The organism is Salimicrobium album, from assembly GCF_900107115.1.
Taxonomy (GTDB): domain Bacteria; phylum Bacillota; class Bacilli; order Bacillales; family Halobacillaceae; genus Salimicrobium; species Salimicrobium album.
In genome coordinates this window covers 97,985-119,221 of sequence record NZ_FNOS01000002.1, presented here as the reverse complement: position 1 = coordinate 119,221, position 21,237 = coordinate 97,985, and the positions used below count along the sequence as shown (strand labels likewise).

At 46.2% G+C, this 21,237-nt stretch carries 19 protein-coding genes and 1 other annotated feature; of the genes, 2 read left to right on the top strand and 17 right to left on the bottom strand.

Annotated features, from left to right (window positions below; translation table 11 throughout):
• Positions 1-20 precede the first annotated feature (20 nt).
• Positions 21-644 (bottom strand): succinate dehydrogenase cytochrome b558 subunit, encoded by a 624-nt coding sequence (locus tag BLU03_RS04030; RefSeq protein WP_008588624.1) that lies wholly within the window; start codon positions 642-644, stop codon positions 21-23.
• A gap of 265 nt (positions 645-909) precedes the next feature.
• On the opposite strand from BLU03_RS04030, the gene BLU03_RS04025 reads away from it, so the two are divergent.
• Positions 910-1,335 (top strand): DUF2507 domain-containing protein, encoded by a 426-nt coding sequence (locus BLU03_RS04025; RefSeq protein ID WP_093105756.1) that lies wholly within the window; start codon positions 910-912, stop codon positions 1,333-1,335.
• Positions 1,336-1,367: 32 nt separating this feature from the next.
• On the opposite strand, the gene uvrC is transcribed toward BLU03_RS04025, so the two are convergent.
• The 12 genes from uvrC to zapA form a co-directional block, all read right to left on the bottom strand.
• Entirely contained in the window at positions 1,368-3,164 is a 1,797-nt protein-coding gene (gene uvrC, locus BLU03_RS04020) for an excinuclease ABC subunit UvrC (protein ID WP_093105753.1), read from the bottom strand.
• Positions 3,165-3,261: 97 nt separating this feature from the next.
• A complete protein-coding gene (trxA, locus tag BLU03_RS04015) occupies positions 3,262-3,576 on the bottom strand; it encodes a thioredoxin (RefSeq protein WP_093105751.1) in 315 nt (104 codons plus the stop codon).
• A 185-nt stretch (positions 3,577-3,761) separates the two neighbouring features.
• A complete protein-coding gene (locus BLU03_RS04010) occupies positions 3,762-4,742 on the bottom strand; it encodes an electron transfer flavoprotein subunit alpha/FixB family protein (protein ID WP_008588620.1) in 981 nt (326 codons plus the stop codon).
• Between the two features lie 29 nt (positions 4,743-4,771).
• Positions 4,772-5,545: an electron transfer flavoprotein subunit beta/FixA family protein gene (locus BLU03_RS04005; protein WP_008588619.1), complete on the bottom strand. Its 774-nt coding sequence runs from the start codon at positions 5,543-5,545 to the stop codon at positions 4,772-4,774.
• An 18-nt stretch (positions 5,546-5,563) separates the two neighbouring features.
• The gene (locus BLU03_RS04000) at positions 5,564-6,331 is read right to left on the bottom strand and encodes an enoyl-CoA hydratase (RefSeq protein WP_008588618.1); all 768 of its coding nucleotides are present in this window, start codon (positions 6,329-6,331) and stop codon (positions 5,564-5,566) included.
• 17 nt (positions 6,332-6,348) lie between these two features.
• Positions 6,349-6,936 carry a TetR/AcrR family transcriptional regulator gene (locus BLU03_RS03995; protein ID WP_076569752.1) on the bottom strand — a complete coding sequence of 196 codons (588 nt, stop codon included), beginning with the start codon at positions 6,934-6,936 and terminating at the stop codon, positions 6,349-6,351.
• 74 nt (positions 6,937-7,010) lie between these two features.
• Positions 7,011-8,705 carry a long-chain-fatty-acid--CoA ligase gene (locus BLU03_RS03990; protein WP_093105748.1) on the bottom strand — a complete coding sequence of 565 codons (1,695 nt, stop codon included), beginning with the start codon at positions 8,703-8,705 and terminating at the stop codon, positions 7,011-7,013.
• 247 nt (positions 8,706-8,952) lie between these two features.
• Entirely contained in the window at positions 8,953-9,360 is a 408-nt protein-coding gene (locus tag BLU03_RS03985) for a DUF350 domain-containing protein (RefSeq protein ID WP_076569748.1), read from the bottom strand.
• A gap of 23 nt (positions 9,361-9,383) precedes the next feature.
• Positions 9,384-11,729: an endonuclease MutS2 gene (locus BLU03_RS03980; RefSeq protein WP_008588614.1), complete on the bottom strand. Its 2,346-nt coding sequence runs from the start codon at positions 11,727-11,729 to the stop codon at positions 9,384-9,386.
• Positions 11,730-11,743: 14 nt separating this feature from the next.
• Positions 11,744-13,459, bottom strand: a complete 1,716-nt coding sequence (gene polX / locus BLU03_RS03975; protein WP_093106352.1) for a DNA polymerase/3'-5' exonuclease PolX — start codon at positions 13,457-13,459, stop codon at positions 11,744-11,746.
• 81 nt (positions 13,460-13,540) lie between these two features.
• Complete coding sequence (locus BLU03_RS03970) at positions 13,541-14,095, bottom strand: CvpA family protein (protein ID WP_008588612.1); 555 nt, start codon at positions 14,093-14,095, stop codon at positions 13,541-13,543.
• A gap of 1 nt (position 14,096) precedes the next feature.
• Entirely contained in the window at positions 14,097-14,375 is a 279-nt protein-coding gene (zapA, locus tag BLU03_RS03965) for a cell division protein ZapA (protein WP_076569746.1), read from the bottom strand.
• 143 nt (positions 14,376-14,518) lie between these two features.
• Here zapA and rnhC point away from each other — a divergent pair, with 143 nt between their 5' ends.
• Positions 14,519-15,454: a ribonuclease HIII gene (gene rnhC / locus BLU03_RS03960; RefSeq protein WP_076569744.1), complete on the top strand. Its 936-nt coding sequence runs from the start codon at positions 14,519-14,521 to the stop codon at positions 15,452-15,454.
• A gap of 30 nt (positions 15,455-15,484) precedes the next feature.
• Here rnhC and pheT read toward each other — a convergent pair whose 3' ends face one another.
• The 4 genes from pheT to BLU03_RS03940 form a co-directional block, all read right to left on the bottom strand.
• Positions 15,485-17,911: a phenylalanine--tRNA ligase subunit beta gene (gene pheT, locus BLU03_RS03955; protein ID WP_093105746.1), complete on the bottom strand. Its 2,427-nt coding sequence runs from the start codon at positions 17,909-17,911 to the stop codon at positions 15,485-15,487.
• A gap of 12 nt (positions 17,912-17,923) precedes the next feature.
• Positions 17,924-18,958 (bottom strand): phenylalanine--tRNA ligase subunit alpha, encoded by a 1,035-nt coding sequence (gene pheS, locus BLU03_RS03950; RefSeq protein WP_093105743.1) that lies wholly within the window; start codon positions 18,956-18,958, stop codon positions 17,924-17,926.
• 41 nt (positions 18,959-18,999) lie between these two features.
• Positions 19,000-19,210 (bottom strand) — a binding site (T-box leader).
• Between the two features lie 47 nt (positions 19,211-19,257).
• Entirely contained in the window at positions 19,258-19,995 is a 738-nt protein-coding gene (locus BLU03_RS03945; RefSeq protein ID WP_093105741.1) for a TrmH family RNA methyltransferase, read from the bottom strand.
• A gap of 122 nt (positions 19,996-20,117) precedes the next feature.
• Positions 20,118-21,203 carry a M42 family metallopeptidase gene (locus tag BLU03_RS03940; RefSeq protein WP_093105738.1) on the bottom strand — a complete coding sequence of 362 codons (1,086 nt, stop codon included), beginning with the start codon at positions 21,201-21,203 and terminating at the stop codon, positions 20,118-20,120.
• Between the last annotated feature and the right edge of the window lie 34 nt (positions 21,204-21,237).

Below are 21,237 nucleotides of genomic sequence, written 5' to 3'. Positions count from 1 at the left end.
TCACTGCTTTTATCTATTGTCTAGACGCCGTAAGCGAACTGAATCAGCGTACGTACGCCTACATAACCCAGTGCTAAGAATACAACTACGGTAGCGTAAGTCATAATACGCTGGGATTTCGGTGTAACCGTAATGCCCCAACTTACAAAGAAAGACCATAGACCGTTAGCAAAGTGGAACGTTACTGACAATACACCGACTATGTAGAACCAGAAAAAGAATGGCTGTGTCAGTATATCTTCCATCAACTGATAGTTCAGCTCTTCCCATCCAAAACCTACAGCTACTCTCGTCTCCCAGATGTGCCACGCTACGAATATGAGCGTCAGAACGCCTGTAACCCGCTGCAGCATAAACATCCAGTTACGGAAATATCCGTGCTTGTTCACGTTGAAATTGGACTGGAATGCAATATAAACTCCGTAAATTCCGTGAAAAAGTAATGGTAAAAAGATGACGAAAATTTCCAGTACATACCGATACGGCAATCCTTCTATGAAATGAGCCGCCGTATTGAATGCCTCTGGCCCCCGTGTTGCAAAAAAGTTTGTAGTTAAGTGCTGGAACAGAAATATCCCAAGAGGCACTACCCCCAGTAATGAATGTAATCTTCTGTTCACATAGCCTCGTGATCCTGCTGCCATATTTACCCCCCTCAATATGATGAATAATTAAATTATGTACACAACCCCGGATAATAAAGCGCTTTAAAATACAAAAAAACGTAAGGAAAGGATCTCCCTCCTATCATCCGGAACCGTACAATTTGTATCATACTTATTGTACTGCGATAGGTCAGCACCGTCAAGAAGGCAGTATTCCGATCAAGGGAAATCTTTCCACCGGGCTGTTGCACAAACCTGATTTTCAAGTGATAATAATAGACAGAAAAAAAGGAGGCTGTACATTATGGCACGTATTACCACCGGCAATATTTCCTCACTCGTTACTACCGGAGCAGGACTCGACATACTTCGCTACTTTGCCCTGCCTGACATGCTTGGTGAAGACACAGAACAAATTTTATATATAATGGGACGAAATATAGCGCGGAACTCCGCTTATGAAAATAACGAGGAAGTCACCAGTTTCTTCCGGGATTTTGGATGGGGAGAGCTTGAAAAAGAGAAATCCGGAAAAAATGAAATTCACTTCTCCCTGCACGGAGACGTGGTAAAACAAAGACTCGACCAGGAAGAATTTCAAATTAACGCCAAACTGGAGGCGGGATTCCTTGCCGAGTGTCTGAGTAAGTTGGAAAACGAAACATTTGAATGCAGGGATGAAATAAATGAAAAAAAACATTCCATATCCCTGATCGCTTATAAACTGTAAAGTGTCTAATTAAAATTCCAGAAGAACCGGCATCAGTTTTCTGCCGGTTCTTCTTTTTTTTCATTCAATTTAATCTGGACGGTACGCGCCACCGGCTCGGGGATGCCGAGTTTCACTATTTCATTTATATCAGCTTCCCGTATAGCGGGAATCGACTTGAAATGTTTCAGCAGTAACTTCCTTCTCTTCTCTCCTACGCCGGGGACATCGTCCAGTTCGGACTGAAGTGCTCCTTTTCCACGCAGCTGGCGGTGAAAGGAAATGGCGAATCTGTGCACTTCATCCTGTATACGCTGCACGAGATAGAACGCCTGGGAATGCCTGTCCAGGTCTACCGGGCCGGGTGGATCGCCATAAAGAAGTTCGCTCGTTTTATGCTTGTCGTTTTTCGCAAGACCGGCCATCGGTATATCCAGCCCAAGCTCATTTTCAAGAATGTCCTGAGCTGCCGACATCTGTCCTCTGCCTCCGTCGATCAGTATAAGATCAGGGAGCGGTTTTTCTTCCCTTACCACTCGTTTATACCGGCGCCTGATCACTTCACGCATCGTTTCGTAGTCATCGGGCCCTTTTACATCTTTCACTTTAAACTTTCGGTAATCTTTTTTACTTGGTTTTCCGTCTATAAATGTAACCATTGCCGATACAGGATCCGTCCCCTGTATGTTGGAGTTGTCAAAAGCTTCGATCCGTAGAGGGGCTTCTATATTCAGCACTTCACCGAGAGTATCCACAGCTTTCACCGTTCGTTCTTCATCTCTTTCAATGAGAGCGAATTTTTCTTCCAGCGCAATTTCGGCATTCTTTTCCGCCAGCTCAACGAGTTCTTTTTTGCGGCCCCTCATCGGAACGTTTACGTCCGTGTCAATAGCGCCTTCGAGCACGTTTGTGTCCGTGCCGAGGGGAACGAGCACCTGTTTTGGATAAAGATGATTCTGGTGCAGATAAAAACTCGCAATCGAAGAGAGAAAAGTCTCTTCGGGATCGTCGAAAAAAGGAAAGATGGAAACATCTCTTTCTATCAGTTTTCCCTGACGCACGAAGAACACCTGCACGCACATCCAGCCTTTGTCATAGGCATAACCGAACACATCGCGGTTCACCTGGTCGTTCATCGTCATTTTCTGCTGTTCCATCACCGACTCTATGTGGCTCACCTGATCCCGCAGCTCTTTGGCACGTTCGAAATCCATTTTTTCCGAAGCCTCATACATTTTGTTTTGCAGATCTTTCTTGATTTCTCCGTGACCTCCGCTTAGGAAAGAGGAAATCTGCTGCACGATTTCCCGGTTCTGTTCCCGGGACACGGGGAATTCGCACGGTCCGAGACACTGGTGCATATGATAATACAGACAGACACGTTCCGGCATTTTATTACATTTTCTGAGCGGATAAAGTCGATCCAGCAACTTTTTCGTTTCTCTTGCCGATACCACGTTCGGGTAAGGACCGAAATACTTCCCCTTATCTTTTTTCAGTTTTCTCGTAACGAGCAGCCTCGGGTGTTCTTCAGCTGTGATTTTTAAATAAGGGTACGTTTTATCGTCCTTGAGCAGCACGTTGTATTTAGGATCGTGTTTTTTTATGAGATTCATTTCGAGAATAAGTGCTTCTATTTCTGACGTAGTCACGATGTATTCAAAATCTGTTATCTCACTGACCAGTCGCTGGGTTTTCCCGTCATGAGCTCCCGTGAAATAGGAGCGCACACGGTTTTTCAGCACTTTTGATTTTCCGACGTAAATAATCGTCCCGTGCCGGTCCTTCATTAAATAACATCCGGGCTGATCAGGGAGAACAGCTAATTTCTCACTAATCACATGATTCATCCCATTCACTCCAATTCTGCTTTGACTGCGGCTTTCACGGTTCGCGATTACCGGTCAAAAAAAGCCATGCTGCAATTCACAGCACGGCTTATATAATTTACGCGTGTTTTCTGATAACTTCTGTAAGCTGTTCTTTCGGTTGGAAACCGACTATCTGGTCGACCACTTCACCATTTTTGAATAGAAGAAGAGTCGGAATGCTCATTACTCCGAATTTACTTGCCGTTTCCTGGTTCTCGTCAACGTCAAGCTTAACGATTTTAACTTCATTGCTCATCTCTTCATCAATTTCCTCAAGAACCGGTGCAATCATTTTACAAGGGCCACACCACGGTGCCCAGAAGTCTGCGAGTACCAGACCGTCATTTGTTTCCTGTTCAAAGTTCTGATCACTTGCTTTTACAATTGCCATAAATAAATCCTCCTATCAACTTATGTTTGTACTGAGTATATCATTACGTACGGAACGTGACTAATATTTTGTTTTTCGGTCATGTCACTACTCTTCACAGCGGGGCTAAATGCTGAGGTTTCGCTGCCGGCAAACGACTTATCCGCAAACAAATAAACCGGGGACAGGAGCCCCCGGATAAGATGTTACGCATTCACTTTCATATTTCTGATTTCTTCCGTAAGCTTAGGAACGATTTCGAAAATGTCACCTACAAGACCGTAATCGGCAATACTGAAAATGTTCGACTCGGGATCTTTGTTGATAGCTACAATCACCTTGGAGTTTGACATACCGGCAAGGTGCTGAATAGCGCCCGAGATACCGCAGGCGATATACAGGTCAGGCGTCACAACTTTACCGGTCTGGCCGATTTGAAGTGAATAGTCGCAATAACCTGCGTCACAGGCTGCACGGGAAGCCCCTACAGCCCCGCCGAGTTCATCGGCAAGCTCCTGAAGCGGTTCAAACCCTTCCGGACCTTTTACAGCGCGGCCTCCGGCTACGATTACTTTCGCCTCGGATAGATCCACCCCTTCGGAAGTTTTACGGATCACTTCTTTGATAATGGTGCGGATATTTTGTACGTCCACGTCCAACGAAGAAACATCTCCGCTTCTGCTGTCATCTTTTTCAAGAGCAGCGATGTTGTTTGGGCGTATCGTCACAAATGTAATACCTTCTGTAACCACTTTCTTTTCGAACGCTTTACCGGAATAGATCGGGCGTGTGAAGACAAAGCCGTCATCACCTTCTTCTACCTCGGTCACATCGGAAATCAGACCGGTTTCAAGCTGGCTGGCCAGTTTAGGAGTTACGTCTTTACCGATGGACGTATGCCCCATAACGATCCCGTCCGGACTCTCCTGGTCGATAACCGCTTTGTACGCCTGAGTGAAGCCTTCAGGTGTATACGTTTTCAATTCAGCGTTTGCAACGGTAACTGCACGATCCGCTCCATATTTGATAAGTTCTTCCGCCATCGAATTGAGATCGCCTTCTCCACAGATTGTGGCTACGACTTCTCCACCTTCGCTGAGAGTTTTGCCAAGTGCTATAGCTTCAAAAGAGACATTTCTCAGTTCGCCTTCTTTCGCTTCTGCGATTACTAATATATTTTTACTCATTTCTTAACCTTCTCCTTTCCTGTGTCCGATTACAGTACCTTGGATTCGTTCTTCAAAAGACTTACAAGTTCTTTTACCTGCTCATCCGGTTCGCCTTCGATGATTTTTCCAGCCTGCTTTTCAGGAGGAAGGAAGATTTCGAGTGTTTTCGTTTTTGCTTCCACATCGTCCTCTTCGAGATCAAGATCGTCAATTTCAATTTCTTCGAGAGGTTTCTTCTTCGCTTTCATAATCCCGGGAAGGGAAGGATATCTCGGCTCGTTCAAGCCCTGTTGACATGTAACGAGAAGCGGGAGTGTTGTTTCCACTTTTTCCACGTCACCTTCAACGTCCCTTTCGATATTGACTGTTTCTCCGTCGATGGATATGTCTGTAATCGTAGTGACGAATGGTATATCCAGCCGTTCAGCCAGTCTCGGACCGACCTGACCGCTCGCTTCGTCGATTGCTACGTTACCGGCCAAAATGATATCCGGTTCGTTTTCCTTGAAATAAGCCTCAAGAATTCTAACCGTCGTATACTGATCCCCCTCTTCGAGATCATCTTCGGTATTAATGAGAACACTCTTGTCAGCGCCCATCGCGAGAGCAGTACGAAGCTGTTTCTCTGCCTCTTCATCACCGACTGTAACTACGGTCACTTCCCCGCCGTGTGCATCTTTCAGGTTGATAGCTTCTTCCACAGCGTACTCGTCATAAGGGTTGATGATATATTCGGCACCCTCGTCTTCGATTTTTCCATTGCTGATAGAAATTTTTTCTTCTGTATCAAAAGTTCTTTTAAGCAAAACATAAATATTCATTACATTTCCCTCCAGTTTCTATTTATCACGGAACTCGGGTTTTCTTTTCTCGATAAAAGCCTGCACACCCTCTGCAGCGTCATCTGTGCGGAAAACCTCTTCAAAGCGTTCAGCTTCGTCTTTCAATCCTGCATTCAGTGTGGATTCATAGACGTTCGGCACAAGTCTGAGTACGTGCTCCACAGACGGTTTGCTTTTAGCCGCTATGGATGCCGCCACTTTCCTGACGTGATCAAGAAGTTCCTCCTCCTCGACCGCTCCGTTGGCAAGCCCTATTTTGACAGCTTCCTCACCGCTTACCGGCTCAGCCGTCAAAATCATCTCATAAGCTTTGGCATCTCCTACGTAACGAGGAAGACGCTGAGTCCCTCCGAAGCCCGGTATGATTCCGAGTCCCAGTTCGGGAAGGCCGAGTTTCGCTTTCTTCGTAACGAATCTCATGTGACAGGAAAGGGCAAGTTCCAGTCCTCCGCCCAATGCAGCTCCATGAATGGCCGCTATGAAAGGGGCGTGAAACTGTTCAATTCTGTCGAAAACAGCCTGACCTTTGAAAGACATATTTTCTTTGCCGCCCTGAAACTCAGTAAATTCCTTTATGTCAGCACCGGCTGAAAAGAATTTTCCTTCGCCTTTTAAAATGACAGCTTTAAGAGACTTCTCTGCATCCAGTTCATTCAGAATTTCGTTGAGATCTGCCAGAATTGTACTGGACAAAGCGTTGGCAGGCGGACTTTCTATAGTGATCTCAGCCACCTGACCTTTGATTTCATAAGTTAACGTATCCATCCTATCCACTCCCCCTGCTATGAACGTCTAAGCAGCCCTTCCACAATCATCTCGTGTACTTCTTTCGCCTGCTTAGTGATATCATAGCGTTCTTCTTTCATAACCCAGTTTGTCACTACCTCATCGATAGTACCGAAAATCAATTGCCGCACCAGTTTTCTATTAATATTATCGCGAAAAACTTCTTCCCTGATACCTTCCTCGACTATTTCATCAATCACGTCTAAGTATTTTTTCAGTACGGAGTTGATTTTCAATCTGAGCATCTTATTGGATTGGCGCAATTCAAGTTGCGTCACCACAGCCAGATGGTGATCCTCAGATAATTGTTCAAAATGAGTCTCCACCAGTACACGCAGTTTCTCGGATGGCGTCTGTCTTGAAGTAGTTGCGCTTTCAATTCTTTCTATAAAGACTCCCATTTTCTCCTGGAAGAGCGAAACGAGGATATCTTCTTTATTCTTGAAATAGAGATAAATCGTTCCGTCCGCAACTCCTGCCCGTTTAGCTATTTTAGAAACTTGAGATGAATGATATCCATTCTCGGCAATAACTTCGACCGCTGCATCAATGATTTGTCTGTATTTTGGCTTCGTCTGTTTCATCTCTGCTCTCCTGCCTTCGAAATAATGAATGAACCATCATTCATCTCTCATTCTACCCACTAAAATTTATTCTGTCAACTGAGCTTCTTCTGCTTTTCTTTTTCTTCTTCCACCAGGCTTCTCCTCAGTATTTTACCGACGGCCGTTTTCGGAAGTTCTTCTCTGAACTCATAAAGTTTAGGAACTTTGTATACTGCGAGATGCTGTTTACAGAATTCATTCAGTTCTTCTTCCGTAAGACTGCTGCCTTCTTTTCGGACGACGTAAGCTTTGACCGTTTCCCCTCTGTAAGGATCCGGCACTCCGGCTACAACGGCTTCCTGAACCTGACTGTGTTCATAAAGGATTTCTTCCACTTCACGCGGGTAAATATTATATCCGCCGGCGATGATCATATCTTTTTTCCTGTCGACAATGTAGAAATAGCCCTCTTCATCCATATAGCCGATATCCCCGGTCCTGAACCATCCGTCCGGACTCAGCACTTCCCGCGTCTCTTCTTCTTTGTTCCAGTAACCTTTCATCACTTGAGGACCTTTAACGGCTATTTCACCTATGCTTCCGACTTCAGCTTCTCCTTCTCCGGCCAGATCCATAATCTTGGAGTCGGTGTTCGGCCATGGCACGCCTATACTTCCGGGTACTCTTCTTCCCCACAGGAAATTGGAGTGGGTAACCGGAGACGTTTCAGTCAGACCATACCCTTCGACGAGCCGTCCTCCCGTCACGTTTTCGAAACGCTCCATCACTTCTACAGGGAGGGGCGCAGACCCACTGATACAGGCATCGATGGATGACAGATCGTATTTATTTATATTCGGATGATTTAAAAGACCGATATATATAGTCGGTGCTCCCGGAAAAAGCGTAGGTCTTTCTTTATCTATCGTTTTAAGCACTTCTTCCACTTCGAATTTAGGAATAAGAAGAATTTTGAATCCCATCATAATGGATAGGTTCATCACCGAGGTCATGCCGTATACATGAAAGAACGGCAGCATCCCGAGGGTGACTTCTTCCCCTTTTTTGCTCTTATACATCCAGTCCACGGACATCTGGGTATTGGCTACAAGGTTGTAATGGGTAAGCATTACTCCTTTCGGATAACCCGTGGTCCCTCCCGTGTACTGCAGCAGTGCCAGATCTTCTTTCGGATCTATATCGATCTCCGTAACGGCCGGTACTTCCGATTTGAATATGTTTTTCCATAAATGTGTTTCACCGTTATGTTCCGGACTGACAATCATTTTGTATTCTTTCTTCTGGACAAAAGGATAGAGCGTGTTTTTAGGAAAAGGTAAATAGTCCCGAACCCCCGTCACTACTATATGTTCAAGATCTGTCTGTTTTTTGACGGAAGCAGCTTTCGGATAGAGGATGTCCAGACATATAATCATTTTTGCGCCGGAATCCTTCAACTGATACTGAAGTTCTCTTTCCGTATAGAGCGGGTTCGTCTGTACGACGATTCCTCCGGCCATTAATACGGCGTAATAACTGATGACAGACTGAGGAGTGTTCGGCAGCATAATGGAAACGCGGTCTCCTTTCACAACTCCAAGCTGCTGCAGATAACCCGCAAGATGACAAGCTTCCTCATAAACCTTTTCGTACGTCATTTCTTTCCCCATAAAATAAAGCGCTTTCTTTTTTGCGTACGATTGGGCACTCTGCTTCAAAAACTCATGCAATGGCTTTTCTTCATACTCTTTCTCAACCTCGATTTCGTTCGGGTAATGCTTATGCCATATCTTTTCGGACTGGGTCATTCCTTCCCCTCCTTAAAATGAGTTACTACCATTATAACGGCTGGAAGGGAAAAAATGAATGATTTTTCAAATATTTCAATAATATGTACCTAGTAATAAATTCCCGTTTTTCCCGCCCCGCCATGTTCGAGACGGGCGAAGACGGAAATAACCGGGAACTCAGATTAAGTAAATGACACCCGCAGCAATAAACAATACCGCTACTACGATCATTACAATGGATAATGTACGCAATGACTGTCTCCCCTTATATAATTGTAGCGCCGATTACGTAAGATAAACCGACTGAGATAATGAGGGAAAGAAGCCCGACGGCCCGGTTCCCCTCTTCAATCTCTTTATCTATGCGAAAAGATGGAGTTAAAAACTCAAAGATGAAATAACCGATGAGGAGAAGCAGAAATCCGAAAACTCCCCAGCCGATGGAGAGAAACAGAGCATCATTATGTTCAATGGAAAAACGGAAAATGTTGGATATACCGAATATTTTTCCACCGGTGGCCATAGCTACTGCCAGATTCCCTTCTTTAATTTCTTTCCAGTTATCATACTTAGTAACCAGCTCGAATAAAGTAAGGAAAACGACTATACATAGCACGACCACACTGAATCTCGCTGCAGTGTCCACGATCGAAATTTCCCAGAACCCTTCCATGTTTCACCTCTCCCCCTGCATAATCATTTAAGTTCAAGTACAGTAACGCCGCTTCCTCCTTCTTTCATACCACCGGAACGCGCCGTACTGATTCTGGAGTGTCGTTTTGCCAGCGACTGGACTCCCTGTCTGAGGGCGCCTGTCCCTTTTCCATGGATAATGGAAACTTGAGGGTAACCAGCGAGAAGGGCATCATCAAGATATTTTTCAAGACGGTTCAAAGCATCTTCATACCGTTCCCCTCTAAGATCAAGCTCAGGTTTCACGTGGGAAGTTTTCCCTCTTACCGGTGCAATCTGTTTCTCCCGTTCCGGCTTTTTCGTTTTGACGAATTCGAGGTCCTTCCTTTTCGCTTTTACTTTCATGGATCCTACCTGTACCTGATACTCGTCGTTTCTTCCTTTCTCGACAATTACACCCTGCTGATTCAGCGTAAGAAGTTTCACTTCATCGCCTGCCTGAAGTTCCTTTGTTTCATTCGACTGCTTGTTCTTCGGCTGTTTCTCTTTCTTCGTAAGCTCCGGCTCAGCTTCATCGAACATCTTCCTGGCTTCAATCCACTCATGTTCTTTCAGTTCGGAGGAGTTCTTCATCTGCTTCAGTTCGTCTACGATGCCCTGTGCTTCCTCCCGTGCTTTATCAACAGACTGTTTCGCTTTTTCTTCGGCTTTCTTATACAGTTTTTCCTTCTGATCCTCGAACCGTTTCCATTCGCTGTTAAGCTCCGAGTAAATTTCTTCCGCTTCCCGCCTTATCTCTTCAGCCCGCTCATAGTCCGCTTCCGCCTCTCTCCTTGCTTCATCGAGAGAAGCTATCATGGATTCGACACTTTCCGAGTCGACTCCCACTCTTTCTTTGGCGGCACTGATTACATCTTCCCGTAAGCCGAGACGTCTCGATATTTCGAAGGCATTACTTCTCCCCGGAACTCCGATTAATAGCCGGTAGGTCGGCTCAAGCGTTTCGATGTTGAATTCTACGGAAGCGTTGACGACGTTTTCCCTGTTGTAGCCGTATGCCTTCAGCTCAGGATAGTGGGTCGTAGCTATGACCCTTGCGTCTTTATCAACCACTTCATCCAGGATAGCCATAGCAAGAGCTGCACCTTCCTGCGGGTCCGTACCGGCTCCAAGCTCATCAAAAAGCACGAGGGTGGAGTCATCCACTTTATCCAGAATATCCACGATATTAGTCATGTGGGAAGAGAAAGTGGAGAGACTCTGCTCAATGGACTGCTCATCTCCGATGTCCGCATAAACGTTGTCGAATACTGCAAGTTCACAGCCGTCCATCGCAGGGATCTGCAGTCCGGCCTGTGCCATTAATGTACATAGACCCACCAGTTTCAGTGTTACCGTTTTACCTCCGGTGTTCGGGCCGGTAATGATGATGGAAGTGAAGTCTGTACCAAGTTCGATGTCGTTCGGCACTACCTCTTCCTCTGAGATAAGCGGATGTCTTGCCTGCTTCATCAATATTCTGCCTTCATTGTTCATCGCGGGCATAGCTGCTCCCATACTTCTGCCCAGTTTTGCTCTCGCAAAAATGAAATCAAGTCCAGCAAGTACCCGGACATTCTCGGCAAGGATAGGACGATCTTCTTCAATGGCCTCGGACAGCTCTCCGAGAATCCTGTCCACTTCCCTTTTCTCCTGCACCCTAGCCTCCTGCAGGTCGTTGTTGATATCGACTACAGGCTGGGGTTCTATAAAGAGTGTCGCTCCCGATGACGACTGATCATGAACAATCCCTTTGATACTTCCCCGATACTCCTGCTTTACAGGCAATACGTACCGTTCATTTCTTATCGTTACGATAGCGTCCGACAGTTTTTCGGACTGCTGCTTCGTGTAAGATTCCATTTTATCCCGGAGCCTGCTTTCTAACGTATTGATTCTGCTGCGGATCGAACGGAGGGTATCAGATGCCCCGTCCATGACCACCCCGTTATCGTCGATACTGTTCCTGATCGTTCTCTCAAGGATCGGTAATGGATGAATGATGTCGACAAGTTCTCTCAGAATAGGCATGTCAGGCTCTTCCATTTCTTCTACAAAGCGTTTCAATTCTTTACCGCCATAGATAGTGGTCGCCACGTCCACACACTCGGTCGCCGAGAGTACACCTCCGATCGAGGTGCGTTTAAGATGCGGTTTAATGTTTCTGATGCCTCCGAACGGAATATGCCCTTTCAGCCGGAGTACCTGCTGGGCTTCATCTGTTTCGTTTTGGAGTTTCACCACTTCCGGCAATTCTGTGGAAGGTTTCAGACGCTGAGCCGCATCCTTTCCAAGAGAAGTCTCCGCATAACCGGTCAGTTTTTCGATTATTTTTCCAAACTCAAGCACGCCCAAAATTCGTTCGTTCATGCAGTAGTGCCCCTTTATTTTGAAGTATCGTTAAGCCATTTCTTAAATTCTTTCAAAGATTTTGTATTTAATACGTTTTCCTTCTTCATGTACCCCCGGCGTGCAGTACCGACGCCCGTCTTCATATCCTCAAGCATAGGGAAATTGTGAGCATCCGTATTGATGGCTATCATTACTCCGTTTTCCTGAGCCTTCTCTATGTTATCAGCCATTAAATCAAGACGGTTCGGATTGGCGTTCAATTCAAGAACGGTACCTGTTTCTCCAGCTTTTTTAATGAGTTTTTCGATATTAACCGCGTACCCTTGCCTTTTTCCGATCAGACGGCCGGTCGGATGAGCAATAATATCGACGTGCGGGTTATCAAGTGCTGCATTCATACGTTTCATTATTTCTTCTTCTGACTGGGAAAAGCTGGAATGAACGGACGCTATCACTACATCCATTTCCTTCAGAAAGTCGTCATCGAAATCCAGAGTTCCATCCGGCAGGATATCCATTTCCACTCCGCAGAAAATGTGAAAATCAGTCATCTTATCATTCACTCTTTCGATTTCCTCTCTCTGCTTCCGGAGTCTTGATTCGTTAAGTCCGTTCGCAACCCTGAGATATTTTGAGTGATCGGTTATCACTATATATTCATATCCTTTTTCTTTGCATCGTTCGGCCATCTCTTCGACAGAGTGGGCTCCGTCACTCCAGGTGGTATGCATATGAAGATCAGATTTAATATCTTCAGGCTGAAGAAGCGGCACAGGCTGTCTGAACAGTTTTGTTTCCTCTTTTCCCTCTCTTACTTCCGGAGGAATGTAGGTAAGACCGAAATGCTCGTAAAAAGCTTTCTCGGTTTTGAAAGTCTTTATTTTTCCGGAATCACTGTTTTCGACCCCATACTCGCTTATCTTCTCTCCCTGGGATTTGGCAATTTGACGCATTAAGACATTATGATCTTTTGAACCTGTAAAATGATGCAGGGTGGAAGCGAATTCCTTATCTTTCACTATGCGGAAATCCACATTCACATCCCAGTCTCCGCGTAACACTACAGAGACTTTCGTTTCTCCGGAAGCGATCACTTCCCGTATATCAGGATTCTTCAGCAGTTCATCCCTCGTCTTCCCGGGGCTTTTCGAGGAAATGATAAAATCGAGGTCACCAATCGTTTCTTTCACACGCCGCATACTACCGGCAAGTGAAAACCGTTCAATAGTCTCCAGCTTATGCAGGTATTCTTCCACCTTTTTTGCAAAAGGCTGCATGTAAGCGATAGGCAGCCTGTCGGGCCGGGTACCGAAATCACGGAGAGACTGAAGCATTTTTTCAGCTGATTTCTGACCGAAGCCCTCGAGTTTTTCCACCTCCCCCTCTTCCAATGCCTTCTGCAGTGTAGCTTTATCCACGATTCCGAGCTGATCATAGAGCTTTGCCAGTTTCTTACCACCAAGTCCCGGCAAATCCAGAAGCGGAATCAGCCCTTCAGGGACTTCTTCCTGTAATTCCTCGAGTTCAGGAGACTTTCCGGTTTCAATATATTCTTCGATTACTGTGGAAGTTCCCTTTCCTATTCCCTTGATTTTAGTGAAGTCATCAATCTCGGTAAGGGAGCGGTTATCACGTTCCAGAGCCTGAGCGGCTTTTGTATAAGCGGATATCCTGAACGGGTTCTCTCCCTTCAGTTCCAGGTACACCGCTATGTCCTCCAGTAATTTTATAACATTTTTTTTGTTTATCTGACTCACTCAAACTCTCCTCCTTTATACATAAAAAGCCGCTATGACAGTTAATAATCACGGCGGCTCTTCTGAGATTCCTTATTTGAAAAACCCTGCAAACTCCTTCATCCAGAGTGACTTTATCTCCCCGGAAATAATAGGTGTGTATTCAACGATCAGCGGGGCCAGCACTGAATTATCCAGGCTGTTCTGCAGGAACATGATAGGAGTTAAAGCGGCTATATACAGGAATATGAAAAGAATTAAATAGTTTTCCACAAATCCGAGCGCACCACCCAGCAGATGGTTGAGAGATTTCAGTATCGGAAGCTCCGCTACAAAATCAAGCATTGAAGCGATAATCTGTATGACTACGTTCACCGCCACAAATATCAGTATAAAAGCTACTGCATTGTAAAACGCCACTTCCATAGGGACGTCCCCTGTAAATATAGCCCAGGCCCCGTTCTCCTGAAATTCCGGGTAAGGAACCCACAGTGTAAGTTTTGAAGCAAGGTCATCGTAGTACAGTACAGCGGTCAGAAAAGCTGCAATGAACCCGACGATATGAAAAAGCTGTAACACGAAACCCCGCTTCATCCCTTTGACGAGACCAAGGAATAAAATTAAAAGTATCAATAAATCAATAATCATATCAGTCTCCGGCCTCTTTCTCCAACTTTTGAATATAGCTCATAAGTTCATCGTAATCTTTTTTCAGTTTAATATAATCACTCATCGTGTTGACAGCTGTAAGCACAGCCAGTTTAGCGGTATCAAGCCGAGGGTTATTCTTTATGATCCCTCTCATTGTTCCATCCACTCTGCCTGCTACTTCACGAACGTGACGGTCGTCCTCATTTCCTACTATAGTATAGGAACGGTTGTAAATTTCAACGGTAGTTTTCACTTTTCCTTTATCCGATTGGGACACGTCCATTCCCTCCTGCTTGTCAATCCTAACTAGTATCTTAACACGAAGATAAACAAATAGGAAAGCAATATAAAGCAACCCACCCGAGATGCGAACAGTCTGATATAATAAGTCCATAACGAGCAGGAAAGGATCAATGATTTATGCCGACTTATGTATTGAAGACTACACCTGAGAGAATAGAAGAAATGAAAAACTACTATAGCCGATATTTAAAGAAAACGCCCCCCTATGCCGTGTTCCAGGCTCACACATCCCTGGCCTCCATCACCGCTTACCAATCGGGGAAAGTGGTCTTTCAGGGAAAGACACCGGAGCAGGAAGCGGGGCAATGGGAAAAGGGGGTACACATGCCTGAGGAAAGGAATCCAAAGAAAGAAACTCACGCATATCACCCTCCGTCCGGTCTGTTCCACAGTCCGCATATCGGCTCCGATGAAGCCGGTACGGGAGATTACTTCGGGCCGATCACCGTCTGCGCTCTCTACGCTGATGAGGAGCAGATACGCACGCTCAAAGAAATCGGCGTCAAGGATTCCAAACATCTGACAGATGACAAAATAACCGTAATAGCCAAACGTATCGTTGAGATGAATATATCTTATCGGCTCATGCGTCTTTCCAACGACAGATACAATGAATGGAGGGAAAAGGGATGGTCCCAGGGCAAAATGAAAGCCCTGCTTCACCATCAGGCCGTAACGAAACTCGGGGAGGACCTTTCTCCCATACATCCTGAAGGAATTCTGATAGACGAGTTTGCCAGGCCGGAAATTTATAAAAAGCATCTGCGATCCGCAGGTAAAACAATTGAGAACAACACGTATTTTATGACAAAAGCGGAAAGTTATTCGATTCCGGTAGCTGCCGCTTCCATACTCGCCCGCTCCTTATTCGTGAAGGAAATGAATAAGCTGAGCCATCATTTCGGCAGAACTATCCCGAAAGGAGCCTCTTCGAAGGTTGACCGGGCAGCAGCAGCGATTTTGAAAACTCACGGAGAAGATACTTTGAAACACGTGGTGAAGTGGCACTTCGCCAATACGGCAAAAGCGAAAAAAATAGCTCAGGAAGGATGAACCTTCTCTGAGCTATTTTTATCCTGTTTTTTACTGTCTCAGACGTGCATTGTGTTTTGCGGCAACGGCTTCCAATATTGCACCGTGTGCTTCTTCCACTTCTTTATCTTTTAATGTTCGTTCCGGATTTTGATAGAGCAGTCGGAAAGCAATCGATTTTTCTCCGGGAGCGAGGTGTTCACCCTGATATACATCAAATACCCGTACCTGTTTAATGAGAGGAGCACCGGTTGTGACGATAGTCTCTTCGATCTCTCCAGCCGAGGTCTTTTCGCCTACTACAAGTGCAATATCCCTGGATACGGAAGGGTATTTAGGTATTTTTACAAACGTTTCCTCTTTTTCATACAGATTCAGCAGCAGATCCATATTCAGATCGAAAACGTACGTTTCTTTCAGGTCATGTTTTTTCTGGTAGCGGGGGTGCACCTGTCCCATGAAACCTATCGTCTTTCCGTTACAGACCACGAGAGCAGTCCGACCCGGATGCATGCCCTGTACGTCTCCTTTCACATAAGTGAAAGAAAGACCAAGACGGCCGGCCAGCTCTTCCACGATACCTTTGACTACGAAAAAGTCTGCCTCTTTCTTCTCCTGCTGCCACGGATTCGTAACCCACTCGCCGGAAACAGCCCCCGCTGCACGAAGAACTTCTTTTGGCTGCTGCACGTGCTCGTCTTCTCTGCTTATAAACACTTTCCCGAGTTCATAGTACGCAAGATTCTGCTGCTGTCTTGCAGTATTATAACTGTGAGTTCTTAAAAGCTCCGGCAGAATACTCAGACGTAAGTGACTGTGGTCCTCACTCATCGGCATGGCCAGACGTACCGCCCCGTGCTGTTCATCTTTCAGCTCAGGACTGATCATTTCTTCAGCCGATTCTTTATCTGTCAGTGAATAAGTGATCGTTTCACTTAACCCGGCCCCTTCAAGAAACGTTTTAACGTTTCTTTTCAGTCGCTGCTCTTCTGTAAGACCACCTGCCTGGCCGGAACCCTCCGGAAGAGTGTAAGGTATATGATCATACCCATAAATGCGCGCCGTCTCTTCCAGCATATCTTCAAATATCGAAATATCAAAACGGCGGGACGGAACCTGCACATCAAAAACGCCTTTCTTTTCTTCATACTCGAACTGCAGGCGTCGCAGAACGTTCTTCACATCCTGTACTTCCATTTTCGTACCGAGCCGATCATTGAGCCTGGACGTCTCCATGCGGATGACCGTTTCTTTGCGATTCAAGTGGTCTTCTTCAGCTGTGCCTTTCAATATTGTCGCCCCGGCGTATTTCTGCAGCAGTTCACACGCTCTTTCCCCGGCCTGAGCAACGCGGTTAACGTCCAGTCCTTTTTCAAAACGTACGCTGGATTCACTGCGTAACTCGTGGTCATTTGCACTTCGTCTCACTACCTGAGGGTCGAAGTACGCAGCTTCGAGAAGTAAATCAGTAGTACCTTCGTGCACTTCGGATTCTTTACCTCCCATAACCCCGGCGAGGGCATGGGCTTTCTCTCCATTGGTGATGACCAGGTGATGAGGGGAAAGCGTCCGCAACTTGCCGTCCAGGGTCTCCAAAATTTCCCCCTCCTCGGCGTAGCGAGTAACAATCACATTACTGTTGAAACGGTCACGGTCGAAAGCGTGAAGGGGCTGCCCATACTCAAGGAGAACGTAGTTCGTGATATCCACTACGTTATTGACGGGTCTTGTGCCGGCAGCCATGAGACGATTCTTCAACCACAGCGGCGACTCTTTCACTTCAACATCCTGCACAACGAAAGCCCCATAATACGGGTTCGCTTCTTTATCTACAATCTTTACCGCTACGTCTGAGTCCGCTTTATCTTTCGCTTCCTCATAGGAAGGACGCTCGAGCGTGTAATTCCGAGCAAGAGCAGCTGCCGTTTCGTAAGCCATCCCCACCATGCTCAGGACATCGGCACGGTTCGGTGTCACGTCAAGTTCAAGAACAGAATCATCCAGGTTCAGAAGTTTCACTGCGTCTTCTCCCGTTTCTGTATCCTCAGGAAAAACGAAGATGCCGTCTTTGAAAGCTTCCGGCACATCCTCCTCGTTCACCCCGAGTTCCTGAAGGGAACAGATCATTCCATTTGATTCTTCCCCGCGCAATTTCGTTTTTTTGATTTTGAAGTTACCCGGAAGCACGGCTCCAGGCTTAGCTACAGCCACTTTCTGTCCTGCTTTTACGTTAGGGGCACCGCAGGCGATCTGCAGGGTCTCTTCTCCCGTGTCCACCTGACACAAAGAGAGTTTGTCCGCATCGGGGTGCTGCTCACAGCTGATGATATTCCCGACGACCACTCCCTGCGGCAGCTCTTCCGGTTCCGAGATACCGTCCACTTCAATCCCGGTTTTTGTTATAATTTCCGATAATTCTTCTGTCGTATAGCCGCTGATATCTACGAGCTCTTTCAGCCAGTTCAATGAAATAAGCATATTAATTCCTCCTTACGCGTTATGATATTGTTTCAGAAAACGTACGTCGTTCGTATAAAAATGACGGATGTCGTCAATTCCATGCTTCAGCATTGCAATCCGTTCAGGACCCATTCCGAAAGCGAATCCGGAATATTTTTCGGAATCGTATCCGGCCATTTCAAGAACGTTCGGATGCACCATACCTGCTCCGAGAATTTCTATCCAGCCGGTACCTTTACAGACGGAACACCCTTCTCCCCCGCAAACTTTACAGGAAATATCCATCTCTACAGAAGGTTCCGTAAAAGGGAAGAAACTCGGGCGCAGACGGATCATCCGTTCTTTCCCGAACATTTTAGCCGCAAATTCCTGCAATACCCCTTTCAGATCGCTCATCCGGACGTTTTCGTCGACAAGCAGCCCCTCAATCTGGGTGAACTGGTGGGAATGCGTGGCATCGTCGTTATCTCTCCGGTACACTTTCCCCGGACATATCATTTTCACGGGTTCTTTTCCGTTTTTTGCATTCATCGTTCTTGCCTGTACCGGAGACGTATGCGTACGCATCAGCAGCTCTTCGGTGATGTAGAACGTATCCTGCATATCACGGGCAGGATGGCCCTTAGGGAGATTTAATGCTTCGAAATTGTAGTAGTCCGTTTCCACTTCCGGACCTTCTTTGATTTCAAAACCCATCCCGATAAAAAGATCTTCAATCTCCTCAATAATCGAAGTGAGAAGATGCGGCCCGCCTACCTGGATCGGACGGCCGGGGAGGGTAACGTCAATGTCTTCATTTTTCAGCTGTTCTTCCAGGGCTTCGTCTTCAAGTCTGGACTGTTTTTCCTCAATGGCATCGGCAATTCTTTCTCTTACTTCATTTGCTAACTGACCTATTACCGGACGCTCTTCTTTCGGCAATTTTCCCATACCCCTGAGCACTTCCGTTATCGGCCCCTTTTTACCTAAATATTCCACACGGACACTTTTCAATTCTTCAATGGTTTCCGCCTGCTCTACTTTCAGCAGTGCCTCCTGTTCGAGTTCCTGCAAACGTTCCTTCATTGTCCATACCTCCTTATAAATACAAAAACCCCGCCCCCTGAAGAAGGGACGAGGTTCATGGTCGCGGTACCACCCTTGTTGACACAGTTGTGTCCACTTTGCGTAAGTTAACGGACCTTCATCCGGACACGACTGTGTCAGCTCAAGAGTGAAATTTCGGCAGTCGCTACGGCAGCAGCGTTTCCAGTCTGAGATGCTGCCTCCCTGTAACCGATATTGCGACTGTCTACTTTGCTCCGTCAAAGCTTTTACCTGTATAACTAATAAATAATTATAGGAAAATTGTAAAGTAAATGCAACTACTGATTCACAGCAAACATTAATATTCCTCCAGCCACAGCGACATTAAGCGATTCTGCTTCGCCGTATATCGGTATTTTCACTCTGTCGTCAGAAAGCCCGAGGAGTTCTTCCCTGACTCCATTCCCTTCATTGCCGAGGAGAATCGCTACTTTCTGCGGCCGCTTCAGTTCCGAGTAATCACCGGCCCCGTGCAGGGCAGTCCCCCAAACGGCGACGCCTCTGCTTTTAAGTAAGGGAATCTCATCTTCCAGAGAGACTTCCATTACTTTCATGTCATGAAACATCGAACCCTGGGTCGCACGTACCACTTTATCGTTAAAACGATCTGCGCTTCCCCTGCCGATGAGTACTGCATCAAACCCCGCAGCATCTGCCGTCCGTATAAGAGTGCCGAGATTTCCGGGGTCCTGAATAGTATCAAGGAGAAGAAAACGCGATCCCGTCTCCACTCTCTCTTCTTTTTTATACACGACCGCCATAATCCCCTGCGGGGTCTCTGTCTCCGTAATCTCATTCATTACCGCTTCACTTACAAGTTCCTTTTTCCCTTCATAAGAGACCGGCATGCGGGTCTCTTCCTGAACTATAAGTTCCTTCACTTCCCAGTCACTATTAACAACTTCTTCCACAAGGTGATAGCCTTCCACGAGGAAAAGTCCATACTGATCTCTGTATTTCTTCTTATGGAGTTTCTTCCACTCTTTCACTTTTTGATTTTTGACGGATGTTATCATTAGTTATTCCTCACTCTTTCCTTACTCTTACCGGTCGTCGTTTACCAGCCGGCATTCTCAATTCTCACCGCAAAAGTAACAGGACCTCTCCCTTGGAAATGGAGCGGTCCTGTTCAGTATAATCAGTTGAACGTAATATTCTCGACAGTCTTAGTATCGAGGTTTTTAATCACTTCGACAATAATACTTACTGCGTTTTCGAAATCATCCCGGTGCAACATTGCAGCATGGGAATGGATATAACGGGTCGGTACTGTAATGGAGAGCGCCGGCACCCCATTATGGCTCAGATGAATGGATCCTGAGTCCGTACCGCCTGCAGCCATGGAATCGAACTGATAAGGGATATTATTCTTATCTGCCGTATCAGTCACAAAATCCCGCAGCCCTTTATGCGAAATCATGGAAGCGTCGTAAAGAATGATTTGAGGTCCTTCTCCCATTGAAGCCTGGGCATCTTTGTCCGTAACGCCAGGAGTATCACCGGCGATGCCGACGTCCACACCGAAAGCAATGTCAGGCTGGATCATGTTGGCAGCTGTCTTCGCACCTCTCAAGCCTACCTCTTCCTGAACTGTCCCTACACCGTAAACGATATTCGGGTGTTTTTCTTTTTTCAGGCGCTTCAATACTTCAATGGCAATTGCACAGCCGATCCGGTTGTCCCATGCTTTGGCAAGCAGCATTTTTTCGTTGTTCATCTGAGTGAACTCAAAATACGGGACAACGGAATCTCCAGGTTTCACTCCGAATTCAGCCGCTTCTTCCCTGGAGCCCGCACCGATATCGATAAACATATCCTTGATATCCACAGGTTTTTTACGCTGTTCTGCTGAAAGGATATGCGGGGGTTTCGAACCGATGACACCCGTTACGTCACTTTTTCCGGTCATGATTGTAACACGCTGGGCCAGCATCACCTGACTCCACCAGCCTCCTACTGTCTGGAAGTAGACGAACCCGTTCTCGTCCACACGCGTTACCATAAACCCTACTTCATCAAGATGGCCGGCCACCATCACTTTAGGGCCTTTCTTATCTCCGCGTTTCTCGGCAATCAGACTTCCTAGGTTGTCTGTGTATACGCTGTCCGCGTAGGGTTTTATGTACTGCTCCATCACGTCGCGGGCTTCTCTCTCATTACCCGGGACTCCTCTTGCATCCGTAAGATCTTTAAGCATCGTAAGCGTTTCGTCTTTCTTCGCCATCTTATTACCTCCTTTGAATTACTCCCTGTACATT

Bases quoted from the DNA above. Each gene is read 5' to 3' on its own strand.
- pheS (WP_093105743.1), bottom strand. From the start codon at position 18,958: ATGAAGGAACGTTTGCAGGAACTCGAACAGGAGGCACTGCTGAAAGTA.
- BLU03_RS04010 (WP_008588620.1), bottom strand. From the start codon at position 4,742: ATGAGTAAAAATATATTAGTAATCGCAGAAGCGAAAGAAGGCGAACTG.
- BLU03_RS03985 (WP_076569748.1), bottom strand. From the start codon at position 9,360: ATGGAAGGGTTCTGGGAAATTTCGATCGTGGACACTGCAGCGAGATTC.
- uvrC (WP_093105753.1), bottom strand. From the start codon at position 3,164: ATGAATCATGTGATTAGTGAGAAATTAGCTGTTCTCCCTGATCAGCCC.
- BLU03_RS04025 (WP_093105756.1), top strand. From the start codon at position 910: ATGGCACGTATTACCACCGGCAATATTTCCTCACTCGTTACTACCGGA.
- BLU03_RS04005 (WP_008588619.1), bottom strand. From the start codon at position 5,545: ATGAATATTTATGTTTTGCTTAAAAGAACTTTTGATACAGAAGAAAAA.
- BLU03_RS03970 (WP_008588612.1), bottom strand. From the start codon at position 14,095: ATGATTATTGATTTATTGATACTTTTAATTTTATTCCTTGGTCTCGTC.
- pheT (WP_093105746.1), bottom strand. From the start codon at position 17,911: ATGCTTATTTCATTGAACTGGCTGAAAGAGCTCGTAGATATCAGCGGC.
- BLU03_RS03940 (WP_093105738.1), bottom strand. From the start codon at position 21,203: ATGGCGAAGAAAGACGAAACGCTTACGATGCTTAAAGATCTTACGGAT.
- trxA (WP_093105751.1), bottom strand. From the start codon at position 3,576: ATGGCAATTGTAAAAGCAAGTGATCAGAACTTTGAACAGGAAACAAAT.
- BLU03_RS04000 (WP_008588618.1), bottom strand. From the start codon at position 6,331: ATGGATACGTTAACTTATGAAATCAAAGGTCAGGTGGCTGAGATCACT.
- BLU03_RS03980 (WP_008588614.1), bottom strand. From the start codon at position 11,729: ATGAACGAACGAATTTTGGGCGTGCTTGAGTTTGGAAAAATAATCGAA.
- BLU03_RS03990 (WP_093105748.1), bottom strand. From the start codon at position 8,705: ATGACCCAGTCCGAAAAGATATGGCATAAGCATTACCCGAACGAAATC.
- rnhC (WP_076569744.1), top strand. From the start codon at position 14,519: ATGCCGACTTATGTATTGAAGACTACACCTGAGAGAATAGAAGAAATG.
- BLU03_RS04030 (WP_008588624.1), bottom strand. From the start codon at position 644: ATGGCAGCAGGATCACGAGGCTATGTGAACAGAAGATTACATTCATTA.
- BLU03_RS03945 (WP_093105741.1), bottom strand. From the start codon at position 19,995: ATGATAACATCCGTCAAAAATCAAAAAGTGAAAGAGTGGAAGAAACTC.
- BLU03_RS03995 (WP_076569752.1), bottom strand. From the start codon at position 6,936: ATGAAACAGACGAAGCCAAAATACAGACAAATCATTGATGCAGCGGTC.